This window comes from Streptomyces sp. rh34, assembly GCF_002551245.1.
Taxonomy (GTDB): domain Bacteria; phylum Actinomycetota; class Actinomycetes; order Streptomycetales; family Streptomycetaceae; genus Streptomyces.
This window is the reverse complement of the sequence record NZ_NTGZ01000061.1, coordinates 1-12,480: the sequence shown is the minus strand read 5'-3', so window position 1 is coordinate 12,480 and position 12,480 is coordinate 1. Positions and strand designations below refer to the sequence as shown.

The 12,480-nt window shown below is 73.4% G+C and carries 12 protein-coding genes; 11 read left to right on the top strand and 1 reads right to left on the bottom strand.

Annotation, left to right across the window (positions count from 1 at the left end):
- Positions 1–95 precede the first annotated feature (95 nt).
- Entirely contained in the window at positions 96–1,391 is a 1,296-nt protein-coding gene (locus tag CR470_RS14320; RefSeq protein WP_097867973.1) for an alpha/beta fold hydrolase, read from the top strand.
- A 49-nt stretch (positions 1,392–1,440) separates the two neighbouring features.
- Here CR470_RS14320 and CR470_RS14315 read toward each other — a convergent pair whose 3' ends face one another.
- Positions 1,441–2,013, bottom strand: a complete 573-nt coding sequence (locus CR470_RS14315) for a rhodanese-like domain-containing protein (protein ID WP_097867972.1) — start codon at positions 2,011–2,013, stop codon at positions 1,441–1,443.
- A gap of 173 nt (positions 2,014–2,186) precedes the next feature.
- Here CR470_RS14315 and CR470_RS14310 point away from each other — a divergent pair, with 173 nt between their 5' ends.
- The 10 genes from CR470_RS14310 (at position 2,187) to CR470_RS14265 (ending at position 12,227) form a co-directional block, all read left to right on the top strand.
- The gene (locus tag CR470_RS14310; RefSeq protein WP_097867971.1) at positions 2,187–2,921 is read left to right on the top strand and encodes a PIG-L deacetylase family protein; all 735 of its coding nucleotides are present in this window, start codon (positions 2,187–2,189) and stop codon (positions 2,919–2,921) included.
- A gap of 60 nt (positions 2,922–2,981) precedes the next feature.
- Positions 2,982–3,578 carry a helix-turn-helix domain-containing protein gene (locus CR470_RS14305; protein WP_097867970.1) on the top strand — a complete coding sequence of 199 codons (597 nt, stop codon included), beginning with the start codon at positions 2,982–2,984 and terminating at the stop codon, positions 3,576–3,578.
- Between the two features lie 119 nt (positions 3,579–3,697).
- Entirely contained in the window at positions 3,698–4,663 is a 966-nt protein-coding gene (locus tag CR470_RS14300; protein WP_097867969.1) for an NADPH:quinone oxidoreductase family protein, read from the top strand.
- Positions 4,660–5,853 carry an acyl-CoA dehydrogenase family protein gene (locus CR470_RS14295; RefSeq protein ID WP_097867968.1) on the top strand — a complete coding sequence of 398 codons (1,194 nt, stop codon included), beginning with the start codon at positions 4,660–4,662 and terminating at the stop codon, positions 5,851–5,853. Before CR470_RS14300 ends, CR470_RS14295 begins: the two co-directional genes overlap by 4 nt.
- The gene (locus tag CR470_RS14290; RefSeq protein WP_097867967.1) at positions 5,850–6,968 is read left to right on the top strand and encodes an acyl-CoA dehydrogenase family protein; all 1,119 of its coding nucleotides are present in this window, start codon (positions 5,850–5,852) and stop codon (positions 6,966–6,968) included. Before CR470_RS14295 ends, CR470_RS14290 begins: the two co-directional genes overlap by 4 nt.
- 135 nt (positions 6,969–7,103) lie before the next feature.
- Complete coding sequence (locus tag CR470_RS14285) at positions 7,104–8,720, top strand: ABC transporter substrate-binding protein (RefSeq protein WP_097867966.1); 1,617 nt, start codon at positions 7,104–7,106, stop codon at positions 8,718–8,720.
- Between the two features lie 23 nt (positions 8,721–8,743).
- A complete protein-coding gene (locus CR470_RS14280; protein WP_097867965.1) occupies positions 8,744–9,709 on the top strand; it encodes an ABC transporter permease in 966 nt (321 codons plus the stop codon).
- Entirely contained in the window at positions 9,702–10,559 is an 858-nt protein-coding gene (locus CR470_RS14275) for an ABC transporter permease (RefSeq protein ID WP_097867964.1), read from the top strand. Before CR470_RS14280 ends, CR470_RS14275 begins: the two co-directional genes overlap by 8 nt.
- Complete coding sequence (locus CR470_RS14270; RefSeq protein WP_097867963.1) at positions 10,556–11,554, top strand: ABC transporter ATP-binding protein; 999 nt, start codon at positions 10,556–10,558, stop codon at positions 11,552–11,554. The genes CR470_RS14275 and CR470_RS14270 overlap by 4 nt, the downstream gene beginning before the upstream one ends.
- Positions 11,547–12,227 carry an ABC transporter ATP-binding protein gene (locus CR470_RS14265; protein WP_097867962.1) on the top strand — a complete coding sequence of 227 codons (681 nt, stop codon included), beginning with the start codon at positions 11,547–11,549 and terminating at the stop codon, positions 12,225–12,227. The genes CR470_RS14270 and CR470_RS14265 overlap by 8 nt, the downstream gene beginning before the upstream one ends.
- Positions 12,228–12,480 lie beyond the last annotated feature (253 nt).

Below are 12,480 nucleotides of genomic sequence, written 5' to 3'. Positions count from 1 at the left end.
CCCCCCCCGTCGGCCCCTGCGCCGGACCGGTGCGGCGATGTGCTGAACTGGCCCTTTCGCCCGGATCAGCCCGCACCCCGGAATCAGGAGTTCCCGTGATCAGTTACCGGCAGCCCGGCGTCGTCCTCACCGACCGGCGTTTCACCGTGCCCCTGGACCACAGCGACCCCGGCGGCGAGCAGATCGAGGTCTACGGCCGGGAAGCGGTCGCCGCCTCCCGTGCCGGCGAGGAACTGCCCTGGCTGGTCTATCTGGAGGGCGGCCCCGGCTTCGGCGCGCGCCGGTTCGTCGGCACGGAGGCCTGGCTCGGCCGCGCCCTGCGCGAGTTCCGCGTGCTCCTCCTCGACCAGCGCGGCACCGGGCTGTCCACCCCGGCCAACCGGCAGACCCTCCCGCTGCGCGGAGGCCCGAGCGAACAGGCCGACTACCTCACCCACTTCCGCTCCGACTCCATCGTCCGCGACTGCGAACTGATCCGGCCGCAGCTCACCGGCGGAGCACCCTGGACGGTTCTCGGCCAGTCGTTCGGCGGCTTCTGTGCCGTCCGCTATCTTTCCTCGGCGCCCGAGGGCCTCGCCGCCGTCCTGATCACCGGCGGTCTGCCCTCGCTGGACGCGCACGCGGACGACGTCTACCGGGCCGCGTACCCCCGTATCGAACGCAAGGTCGCCGCCCACTACGCCCGCTACCCCCAGGACGTCGAGCGCGCCCGCGCGATCGCCGCGTACCTCGCCGAGCACCGGCCCGAGAGCGCCGGACACCGGCTCACACCCGAGGGCTTCCAGTCGCTCGGCATCATGCTCGGCTCGGGCAGCGGCAGCCACCAGCTCCACTACCTGCTGGAGAACGCGTTCGTCCGCACCCCGGGCGGCGCCGAACTCTCCGACGCCTTCCAGGAAGCCATGCGCACGGCCGCCTCCTTTGCCGGGCACCCGCTGTACGCCCTGCTCCACGAGGCCATCTACGGACAGGGCGAGCGGCCCACATCCTGGGCCGCCGAGCGTGTCCGGGCCGAGTTCCCGCAGTTCGACGCGGCGACGGCGCTGGCGGGCGGCGGACCGGTCCTCTTCACCGGGGAGACCGTCCACCCCTGGCACTTCGACGTCGACCCGGCCCTGCGCCCGCTGCGCGAGACCGCCGAACTGCTGGCCCGGCGCACCGACTGGCCCGTGCTGTACGACCCCGAGCGGCTCGCCGTCAACGAGGTGCCGGTCGCGGCGGCCGTCTACCACGACGACATGTACGTCGACACCGAGGACTCGCTGCGCACGGCCGCGGCGATCCGCGGGCTGCGGACCTGGGTGACGGACGAGTACGAGCACGACGGCGTGCGCGCGAGCGGCCCCCGCGTCCTGGGCCGGCTGCTGGCGCTGGCGCGCGACGAGGCCTGACCGGCCGGGCCCCGCGCACCCGGCCCGGGGCCCGGCCGGCCCCGCGGGATCAGCGCTGGAGTTCCTCCAGTGTGGCGTCCAGGTCACCGGCGGCACGCGGAGCCCGGTTGTGCGGCAGTTTGGAGAGCACCGCGGCCATCCCGCACGTGTTGCTGAGCGCCGAGTACACCAGGCCCGTCCCGACGCCCGCGGACAGCCAGCGCGCCGCCGGGAAGCGGATGCCCGCCACCAGTCCCGCCACCACCAGCGAGCCCGCCGCGAGCCGGACCTGACGCTCCATGGGCCAGGTGGTGCGCGCACCCTCGGGGCGGTCCAGGCCGCGGCCGTCGCCCTCCCAGGCCGACGTGCCGCCGGTCAGCGTCACGGCCTCGATGTCCGCTCCCGCGAGGATCTCGCAGGCCCGCGTCGACCGGACCCCGGAAGCGCACACCACCAGCAGCGAACCGCGCGCGGAAGCGGACTTGAGCGCGGGCAGCGCGTCCGGCAGCTTGTCGAGCGGGATGTTCAGGGCGCCGGGGACGTGCCCGGCGGCGTACTCGCCGGGGGCCCGCACGTCGATGACGGTGAACTCCTCCAGACGGGCTGCGGCCTGGGCGGGGGAGAGGGATGCGGGGCTGGGCACGGGCGGGTTCCTTTCGTTCGCCGGAGCGGCGGGGTGAGGGGGCGCCCCCTCACCCCGCCCGGACGGGCCGGGCGGCCGTGTTCGCGGTGACCGTCACCGGACTCCAGCCTCGCACGCCCGGCGCCGGAGCCGGGAGGCCTGCCGTGGCGACGGTACGTGGGTAGCCTGCCGGTATGACGTCGCAGCGACTCGAACCCATGCCCGTCGACTGGCAGCGCGCCCTGGCCGTGGTCGCCCACCCCGACGACCTGGAGTACGGAGCGGCCGCCGCCGTGGCGGAGTGGACCGACGGCGGCCGTGAGGTCGTCTACCTCCTCGCCAGCCGCGGGGAGGCCGGGATCGACACGCTGTCGCCCGAGGAGTGCGCGCCGGTGCGCGAACGGGAGCAGCGGGCGAGCGCGGCCGTCGTCGGCGTGCGGACCGTGGAGTTCCTGGACCACCGCGACGGCGTGATCGAATACGGCACCGGCCTGCGCCGCGACATCGCCGCGGCCATCCGCCGTCACCGCCCCGAGCTGGTGGTCACCCTCAACCACCGGGACACCTGGGGTGGGGTCGCCTGGAACACCCCCGACCACCGCGCGGTCGGGCGCGCCGCACTGGACGCCGTCGCCGACGCGGGCAACCGCTGGATCTTCCCGGAACTCGGCGAGCAGGGACTCGATCCGTGGGACGGCGTGCGCTGGACCGCCGTGGCGGGCAGCGACCGGCCCACCCACGCGGTCGACGCGACCGCCGGCCTCGAACGCTCGGTCCGGTCGCTGCTGGAGCACCGCACGTATATCGAGGCGCTGACCCAGGAGGACCCGGAGCGGTACTGCCGGACCTTCCTGGAGGGCATGGCGAGGGAAGCGGCCGAGCGGTTCGGCGGCCGGCCGGCGGTCACTTTCGAGGTCTTCGCCCACTAGGTCCTGTCGTCGACGAGTTGGCCGGTTGACAAACCGGCTTGCCGATTCTGCAATGGCCGCATGAAGGAACACGACCGGGACGACCCGGAACTGGAGTCCGTCCTTTCCGGCGTCGGCCCCCGCCTGCGCCGACTGCGCAAGGACCGCGGGGTCACCCTCGCCGCCCTCTCCGCCGCCACCGGCATATCCGTCTCCACACTCTCCCGGCTGGAGTCCGGCGGCCGTCGCCCCAGCCTCGAACTGATGCTGCCGATAGCCCGCGCCCACGAGGTGCCGCTCGACGACCTCGTGGGCGCCGCACCGGTCGGCGATCCGCGGGTGCGGGCCAAGCCGATCGTGCAGCACGGCCGGACCATGCTGCCGCTCACCGCCCGGCCCGGCGGCCTCCAGGCGTACAAGCTGATTCAGGAGCCCGGCGGCGGCCCGCCGGAGCAGCGCACGCACGAGGGGTACGAGTGGCTGTTCGTGCTCTCCGGGAAGCTGCGGCTGCTGCTGGCAGAACACGATCTGGTGCTGGAGCCGGGCGAGGCCGCCGAGTTCGACACCCGGCTGCCGCACTGGTTCGGCCCGGCCGAGGACGAGAAGGTGGAGTTCCTCAGCCTGTTCGGGCCGCAGGGTGAGCGCATGCATGTGAGGGCGAAGCCGAAGCGCGTCTGAAGCCGGGGGGCGGGGCCGAGGTGTTCCCAGATGGGCAAGCGACCGCTTAGTATGCTGCGCAGCAGTGGTAATGCCGACGGCGGCAGCGGTTGATGCCGACAGTGTTGTGGAGGCCCCTCATGCAGGCATGGCGAGTGCACCGGAACGGCGAGCCGGGCGAGGTGATGCGGCTGGAGGAGACGGACCGGCCCACACCCGGCGACGGGCAGGTGCTCGTCGAGGTCCGCGCGGCGAACGTCAACTTCCCCGACGCCCTGCTCTGCCGGGGCCAGTACCAGGTGCGGCCGCCGCTGCCGTTCACCCCGGGCGTCGAGGTGTGCGGCACCACCGAGGACGGGCGGCGGGTCCTCGCCACCCCCGCCCTGCCCCACGGCGGCTTCGCCGACCACGTGGTCGCGGACGAGGCGGCCCTGCTGCCCGCCCCCGACGCGCTGGACGATGCCGAAGCGGCCGCTCTGCACGTCGGCTACCAGACCGGCTGGTTCGGCCTGCATCGCCGCGCCCGCCTCCAGCCCGGTGAGACCCTCCTCGTCCACGCGGCGGCGGGGGGTGTCGGCAGCGCTGCCGTCCAGCTCGGCAGGGCGGCGGGCGCGAAGGTCATTGGCGTCGTCGGCGGCCCGGAGAAGGCGGCCGTCGCCCGCGAGCTCGGCTGCGACCTGGTCATCGACCGGCGGAGCGAGGACATCGTCGCCGCCGTGAAGGAAGCCACCGGCGGGCGCGGCGCGGACGTCGTCTACGACCCGGTCGGCGGCGACGCCTACGCCAAGTCCGCCAAGTGCGTCGCCTTCGAGGGGCGCATCCTCGTCGTCGGCTTCGCCAGCGGCGTCATCCCCGCCCCGGGCCTCAACCACGCCCTGGTGAAGAACTACTCCGTCGTCGGACTGCACTGGGGCCTGTACAACACCAAGGACCCGGCCGCCGTCCGCGCCTGCCACGACGAGCTGACCAAGCTCGCCGAGCAGGGCGTCGTCAAACCCCTGGTCAGTGAGCGCGTCGCGATGGCCGGGGCGGCCGACGCCGTCCAGCGCGTCGCCGACGGCACGAGCACGGGCCGCATCGTCGTCCTGCCCGGAGGCGCCCGATGAGCCCCGCCGTCGACGCCGCCGAGGTCCGCCGCCGCACCCGCGAGCTGCTCGCCGCGCACCCGCCCGCCACCACCGACCGCACCGACTTCCTGAAGGCCCGCTTCGACGCCGGCCTCGCCTGGGTCCACTACCCGGTGGGACTCGGCGGACTCGACGCGCCCCGCTCCCTCCAGCAGGTCGCCGACGCCGAACTCGCCGCCGCCGACGCGCCCGACAACGACCCGCGCCGCATCGGCATCGGCCTGGGCATGGCCGCGCCCACCATCCTCGGCTTCGGCACCGACGAGCAGAAGCGGCGCTTCCTGCGCCCGCTGTGGGTGGGGGAGGAGGTCTGGTGCCAGCTGTTCAGCGAACCCGGCGCCGGATCCGACCTCGCGGCCCTGGCCACCCGGGCCGCCAGGGACGAGACCGGCGACTGGATCGTCGACGGGCAGAAGGTCTGGACGTCCAGCGCCCACCTGGCCCGCTGGGCGATCCTCATCGCCCGCACCGACCCGGACCTGCCCAAGCACCGCGGCATCAGCTACTTCATCTGCGACATGACCGGCCCCGGCGTCGAGGTCCGGCCCCTGCGACAGATCACCGGCGAGGCCGAGTTCAACGAGGTCTTCCTCACCGGCGTACGCATCCCCGACAGTCACCGCCTCGGCCCCGTCGGCGAGGGCTGGAAGGTTGCTCAGACGACGCTGATGAACGAGCGCGTCTCCATCGGCGGCTCCCGCATTCCGCGCGAGGGCGGAATGATCGGCCCGGTCGCGAAGACCTGGCGCGAGCGCCCCGAGCTGCGCACCACCGACACCCACCAGCGCCTGCTGACCCTCTGGGTGGAGGCCGAGGTCGCCCGGCTCACCGGTGAGCGGCTGCGCCAGCAGCTCGTCGCCGGACAGCCCGGACCCGAGGGCTCGGGCATGAAGCTCGCCTTCGCCCGGCTCAACCAGGAGATCAGCGGCCTGGAAGTCGAACTGCTCGGCGACGAGGGCCTGTTGTACGGCGACTGGACCATGAGCCGCCCGGAGCTGGTCGACTTCACCGGACGGGACGCCGGCTACCGCTATCTGCGCTCCAAGGGCAACTCCATCGAGGGCGGCACCAGCGAGGTCCTGCTGAACATCGTGGCCGAGCGCGTCCTCGGCCTGCCCGCAGAACCCCGCAACGACAAGGACGTCGCCTGGAAGGACCTGAGCCGATGACCGCGCCCGCCCAGCCCCCCGCCACCCCCGACCTGCTCTACTCGCAGGACGAGGAGGACCTGCGTTCCGCCGTGCGCGCCCTCCTCGCCGACCGGGCCGACGCGCCGAAGGTGATCGCGGCGACCGAGTCCGACACGCCGTACGACCCGCGGCTGTGGTCCTCGCTGGCCACCGGCATCGGCGCGGCAGGCCTCCTCGTGCCCGAGAGGCTCGGCGGCCAGGGCGCGTCCCACCGCGAGGCCGCCGTGGTCCTGGAGGAGCTCGGCCGGGCCGTGGCCCCCGCCCCGTATCTGACCAGCTCCGTCGTGGCCACCGAGACCCTGCTCGCGCTGGGCGCCGGGGACGGTCCGGCCGCCGCGCTCCTGGGCGAGCTGTCCTCCGGCGCCCGGACGGCCGTGCTCGCCGTGCCCTTCGCGACCCCGCCCGCCGCGGCGGGAGCGGTGCTCGCCGCGCTGGACGGGACGGTACGCGGCGTCGCCGACGCGGCGGTGGCCGATGTGCTGCTGGTGCCGACCTCCGAGGGCCTGTACGCCGTCGGGGCGGCCGACCCCGGCGTCGCCGTACAGCCGCTCGTCCCGCTCGACCTGACCCGGCCCCTGGCCGCGGTCACCCTGACCGGGGCCGCCGGGACCCTGCTGGCCGACGGGGACGCGAGCGCCACCGCCGTACGGCGCGGACTGCTCGCCGGAGCCGGACTGCTCGCCTCCGAACAGCTCGGCCTCGCGGAGTGGTGTCTGACCGAGACCGTCCGGTACACCCGGGAACGCCACCAGTTCAACCGGCCCGTGGGTTCGTTCCAGTCGCTCAAGCACCGGATGGCGCAGCTCTGGCTGGAGGTCGTCTCGGCCCGCGCCGCCGCCCGCAACGCCGCCGACGCCCTCGCCACCGGGAGCCCCGACGCCCCGCTCGCGGTCGCGGTGGCCCAGGCGTACTGCTCCGGCGTCGCGGTCCACGCCGCCGAGGAGTGCGTCCAGCTGCACGGCGGGATCGGCATGACCTGGGAACACCCCGCGCACCTGTACCTGAAGCGCGCCAAGGCCGACTCGATCGCGTACGGCACGGCGGGCCGTCATCGTCGGACCGTCGCGGAGCTGGCGGAGCTTCCGGCTCCGTAGGGGGCGTCCTCGGAGGCATCGGCCCTGGTACACCCGTCTCGTCAGTCGAGGCGGGCTGTACCAGGGTCTTTTACGTGCTGTTTAATTGCACACTGTTCGCAATAACAGCCGATCTTGAACAGGGATGTGCAGACTATGACGGCCCGATCGATACGGGTGGCGGTCGCCACCGCGCTGGTGACCACCCTGTCCCTGACCGCCGCGGCCTGCTCGAACCCGGACAGCGCCGGGAGCGGATCCGGATCGGCGTCCACCTCGGCCGTCGTCGGCATCGCCTACGAGCCCGACAGCCTGAGCCCGCTGCTCGGCTACGGCAAGGACGGCAACTCCAAGATCTTCGACGGACTGCTCGCCCTGGACGCGGACATGAAGCTCCGCCCCGCCCTCGCCGCCGAACTCCCCGAAATCAGCGCCGACGGCCTGACGTACACGTACAAGCTGCGCCAGGGCGTGAAGTTCAGCGACGGGAAGCCGTTCGGCGCCAAGGACGTTGTCTTCACCTACCGCACCATCCTCGACGAGAAGACCAACAACGCCTCCCGCACCGAGCTGGACGCCGTCAAGGACGTCACGGCGAAGGGTGAGGACACGGTCGTCTTCACGCTCAAGTACCCCTACGCGCCGTTCGCCCAACGGACCGTCCTGCCCATCGCCCCCCAGCACGTCGCGGGCGAGCAGGACGTCAACACCGGAGCCTTCACCACCCGCCCCATCGGCACCGGGCCCTACGTCCTCACCAAGTGGTCCAAGGGCGAGAAGCTCAGCTTCACCGCCAACCCCCACTACTGGGGCGGCGAGCCCGAGGTGAAGAAGTTCACCATGGCGATCATCAAGGACGACGACGTGCGCGCCACCCGGCTGCGCTCCGGCGACCTCGACGGCGCGATCCTGCCGCCCAACCTCGCCAAGGGCTTCGCGGACGACACGAGCAAGAAGACGGTCACCGCCACCACCTACGACTACCGCACGGTGACCCTGCCGACCCACAACAAGGTCGCCGGCGACACCGCCGTGCGCCGCGCCCTCGACATCGCCGTCGACCGCGAGACCATGGTCGACGCCATCCTCAACGGTGACGGCAAGCCCGCCTACGGGCCCGTCCCCACCGACAGCGAGTGGTTCACCCAGGGCACCGAGCGCCCCCACGACCTCGCCGCCGCCAAGAAGATCCTGGACGAGGCCGGATGGAAGCCCGGCAAGGACGGCGTCCGGGTCAAGGACGGCGTCCGCGCCGCCTTCCCGCTCTGGTACCTCACCGGTGACAAGCTCCGCCAGGAGCACGCCCTCGCCTACGCCTCCGACGCCAAGAAGGCCGGCATCGCCATCACCGCCGAGGCCGGCAGCTGGGAGGTCATCGAGCCCCGGATGAAACACGACGCCGTGCTCGCGGGCGGCGGCTCACCCGCCGACCCCGACTTCGACCAGTACACCCTGCTGAAGTCCTCCCTCGCGGGCGACGGCTTCAACAACATGGCCTGGTACGACAACAAGGCCGTCGACGCCGCGATCGAGGCGGGCCGCCGGAGCGGTGACAAGACCGAGCGCAAGAAGGCCTACGACACCGTCCAGCGCGAGCTGGTGAAGAACCCGGGCTACACCTTCCTCACCCACATCGACCACCTCTACGTCGTCGACGACCGCTTCGGCCCCCTCACCACCCAGGTCGAGCCGCACGACCACGGGCTGGCCTCCGGCCCCTGGTGGAACGTCGAGAAGTGGTCCACCGAGGGTTCCGGAGGCTCGAAGAAGTGAGCCGACGCCTCCCCTGGGGGCCGATGGCGCGGATGGCGGGACGGCGGGTCCTGTTCGCCGTTCCCGTCCTCGGCGTCGTCACCTTCGGCGTCTTCGCCGTCGCCGCCGCCTCCCCCTTCGACCCGGTCAAGGCCTACGCGGGCACCGCCGGACTCACCGCATCACAGGAGAACCTCGACCAGCTGCGGGCCAACCTCGGCGTCGACCAGCCGCTCGTCGCCCGCTGGTGGGACTGGCTGACCTCGGCGCTCCAGGGCGACCTCGGGGACTCCAGCGTCATGCGCCAGCCGGTCGCCGACGTCATCGCGGAGCGCATGGGCTGGTCCGTCCTGCTCGCCGCCACCGCCTTCCTCGTCGCGATCCTGCTCGGCACCGGCCTCGGCGTCCTCGCCGCCCGCAAACCCGGCGGCTGGCTCGACCGGTGCGTCAGCTCCGCCGCGTACACCCTGGAGGCAGCGCCCGCCTTCTGGCTCGGGCTGCTCGCCATCTGGTTCTTCGCCCTCAAGCTGGACGTCCTCCCGGCCGGCGGACTCACCGACGCCGCCAGCGACGTCGTCACCTTCGGCCAGGTCGCCTCCCACCTGGTGCTGCCCGCGGCCGTCCTCGGCGTCTCCCAGCTGCCGTGGTTCTTCCTGTACGTACGCCAGGGCGTCGCCGACGCCCTCGCCGAGGATCCGGTACGCGGCGCCCGCGCCAGGGGCCTGAGCGAGCGCACCGTGCTCCTCGGTCACGCACTGCGCTCCGGGATGCTGCCGATGCTCACCCTGATCGGCTCCCGCGTCCCCGAACTCATCACCGGCGCGCTGCTCGTGGAGACGGTGTTCAGCTGGCCCGGCATCGCCGCCGCCACGGTGGAGGCCGCCACCTCGGTGGACTTCTCCCTGCTCGCCGCGCTCACGGTGCTCGCCACCGCCGCCGTACTGCTCGGCAACCTGCTCTCCGACCTCCTCTACGGACTCGCCGACCCCCGGGTGGCCTTCGATGGCTGAGACCACGCTCGCCCTCCCCGGCCGCACCACACGCCGCGTCCGGATCGTCACCTCGGCCACGATCGTCGTCGCCGTCCTGCTCGCCGTCCTCGTCGTCCCGCCGCTGGCCCAGCTCGACCAGCAGGCCGTCGACCTGGCCAACAAGCTCGACCCGCCGTCCTGGGCCCACCCGTTCGGCACCGACGACGTCGGCCGCGACCTCCTGCTGCGCTGCGTCTACGGCCTGCGGGTATCCCTGCTCGTCGGCCTGGTCGCGGCCCTCACCGCCACCGTCATCGGCACCGCGATCGGCGCGCTCGCCGGGGCGTTCGGCGGCTGGACGGACCGGGTCGTGATGCGGATCGTCGACGCCCTGTCCTCCGTGCCGCATCTGCTGCTCGGCATCTTCATCGTCGCGATGTTCCGGCCCGGTGTCTGGCCGGTGATCATCTCGGTCGCCCTGACGCACTGGCTGTCCACCGCCCGGATCGTCCGCTCCGAGGTGCTCTCGCTGCGCTCGCGCCCCTTCATCGACGCGGCCGTCTCCGGCGGCGCCTCCCGCACCCGGGTCATCGTGCGCCACCTGCTGCCCGGCGTGCTCCCGCAGGCCGGGCTGGCGGCGGTGCTGATGGTGCCGCACGCGATGTGGCACGAGTCCGCGCTGTCCTTCCTCGGGCTGGGGCTCCCGGCCCATCAGGCGAGCCTCGGCAACCTCGTCCAGTCCGCGCGCGGTTCGCTGCTCGCGGGCGACTGGTGGCCCAGCCTCTTCCCCGGCCTCTTCCTGATCATCCCGACCCTCGCGCTCGCGGGACTCGCCGGAGCCTGGCGCGACCGGATCAACCCGCGCCGGAAATCGGAGCTGATGCTGTGACCGACGACCGTGAGAACACCGGTGTGCCCGTCCTCGACGTGCAGAACCTCTCCGTCCGCTTCCGGATGCGCGGCGGCCGGGACATCGCGGCCGTCACCGACGCCCGCTTCTCCGTCGCTCCGGGGGAGTGCCTGGCCCTGGTCGGCGAGAGCGGCTGCGGCAAGTCGGTCCTGGCCTCCGCCCTGCTCGGACTGCTGCCCGCCAACGCGGCGACCACCGGCAGCGCGGTGCTCGGCGGGGACACGGACCTGCTGACCGCCGACGAGCGCACCCTCGCCCGCACCGTACGGGGACGGCGCATCGGCCTCGTACCGCAGAGCCCCGCCGCCCACCTCACCCCCGTGCGCACCGTCCGGGCCCAGCTGGAGGAGAGCCTGCGCGAGCTGACCGGGGCGCGGGGGAGCGAGCTGCCGAAGGCAGCCGTGGCGGCCGCCGACCGCGCCTCGTTCCCCGAGGGCCACCTCGACCGCTACCCGCACGAACTCTCCGGCGGCCTCGCCCAGCGCGCCGCGACCGCCCTCGCCCTGATCGGCGACGCCCCGCTGCTGCTCGCCGACGAACCGACCACCGGGCTCGACCGGGACCTCGTCGAGCGGACCGTCGACGAACTGCGCCGCCACACCGACAAGGGCCGGGCGCTGCTGATCATCACCCACGACCTGGCCGCCGCCGAACGGATCGCGGACCGGGTCGCCGTGATGTACGCGGGCCGCATCGTCGAGATCGCCGACGCGGCCCCGTTCTTCGGCGCACCCGGCCCCCGCCACCCGTACGCCAGAGGCCTGCTGGACGCCCTGCCCGAGCGGGACTTCGCTCCGATCCCCGGGATGCCGCCGGAGCTCGGGGCGCTGCCCGAGGGCTGCGCGTTCGCCGCCCGCTGCGCGTACGCCGACGCCCGCTGCACCGGGGAACGCCCGGCCTTCGCGTCGGACCTGGCCTGCCACCACGCGCCCACCGGCCGGACGCACCCCCTCAAGGAGGCCGCCGATGCTTGAGCTGACCCGGATCACCGCCGGATACGACCGCCGCGACCCCGTCGTCCGCGAGGTGTCCCTGCACGTCGCGGCGGGCGAGGCGGTCGGGCTGCTGGGTCCCAGCGGCTGCGGCAAGTCCACCCTGGCCAAGGTCGCCGCCCTCCTGCACCGCCCGGACTCCGGAACCATGACCCTCGACGGCACGGTGATACGCGGCTGGCGGCACCGGGCCCCGCGCGAGCAGCGCACGGCCGTCGGCGTCGTCTTCCAGCAGCCCCGGCTCTCCGCCGACCCCCGGCTCAGTCTGCGCGAACTGATCGCCCAGCCGCTGCGGTCCACCGGGCGCCGCCGGGACGTCCCCGAGCGGGTGGCGGAACTGGCCCCGCTCGTCGGTCTCTCCGAGGAGCTGCTGGAGCGCCGCCCGCACGCGGTGAGCGACGGCCAGCTCCAGCGGGCCTGTCTGGCACGGGCCCTGGTGCTGGAGCCCCGGCTGCTGATCTGCGACGAGATGACCGCGATGCTCGACGCCTCCACGACGGCCGCCCTGGTCGCCGTGGTCGAGCGCTATCGCTCCGAGTCCGGGGCGGCCCTGCTCGCGGTCGGCCATGACCGGGTGCTGCTGGAGCGCTGGTGCGACCGTACGGTCCGCTGGGGCGAGCGGACCGCCGCAAGCGAGCGCGTGGCGGTCGGCTGAGCAGCGCACGCGTACGGCCGAGCGGTTGACGCCCACGGCCGGGCGCCTCGCGCACACGAGGAACGGCGAACAACGGATGCGGCCCGGCCGACCGGCCGGCGACGGTCCGGCCAACTCTTGGCAGGTACCTGCCCAACGGTAGGGGTGCGACTCCATACTCGACGCGACCGTCCACCCCGCCCGTCCGCCGCTCAGGGAGTCCCCATGGCCCACCCCACCCGCCGCCTGTCTCTTATACACATCTCTGATGGCG

What these genes read in the sequence shown, in the direction of transcription:
- CR470_RS14310 (WP_097867971.1), top strand. Translation starts at nt 2,187, where the DNA reads ATGACGTCGCAGCGACTCGAACCCATGCCCGTCGACTGGCAGCGCGCC.
- CR470_RS14305 (WP_097867970.1), top strand. Translation starts at nt 2,982, where the DNA reads ATGAAGGAACACGACCGGGACGACCCGGAACTGGAGTCCGTCCTTTCC.
- CR470_RS14300 (WP_097867969.1), top strand. Translation starts at nt 3,698, where the DNA reads ATGCAGGCATGGCGAGTGCACCGGAACGGCGAGCCGGGCGAGGTGATG.
- CR470_RS14295 (WP_097867968.1), top strand. Translation starts at nt 4,660, where the DNA reads ATGAGCCCCGCCGTCGACGCCGCCGAGGTCCGCCGCCGCACCCGCGAG.
- CR470_RS14290 (WP_097867967.1), top strand. Translation starts at nt 5,850, where the DNA reads ATGACCGCGCCCGCCCAGCCCCCCGCCACCCCCGACCTGCTCTACTCG.
- CR470_RS14285 (WP_097867966.1), top strand. Translation starts at nt 7,104, where the DNA reads ATGACGGCCCGATCGATACGGGTGGCGGTCGCCACCGCGCTGGTGACC.
- CR470_RS14280 (WP_097867965.1), top strand. Translation starts at nt 8,744, where the DNA reads ATGGCGCGGATGGCGGGACGGCGGGTCCTGTTCGCCGTTCCCGTCCTC.
- CR470_RS14275 (WP_097867964.1), top strand. Translation starts at nt 9,702, where the DNA reads ATGGCTGAGACCACGCTCGCCCTCCCCGGCCGCACCACACGCCGCGTC.
- CR470_RS14265 (WP_097867962.1), top strand. Translation starts at nt 11,547, where the DNA reads ATGCTTGAGCTGACCCGGATCACCGCCGGATACGACCGCCGCGACCCC.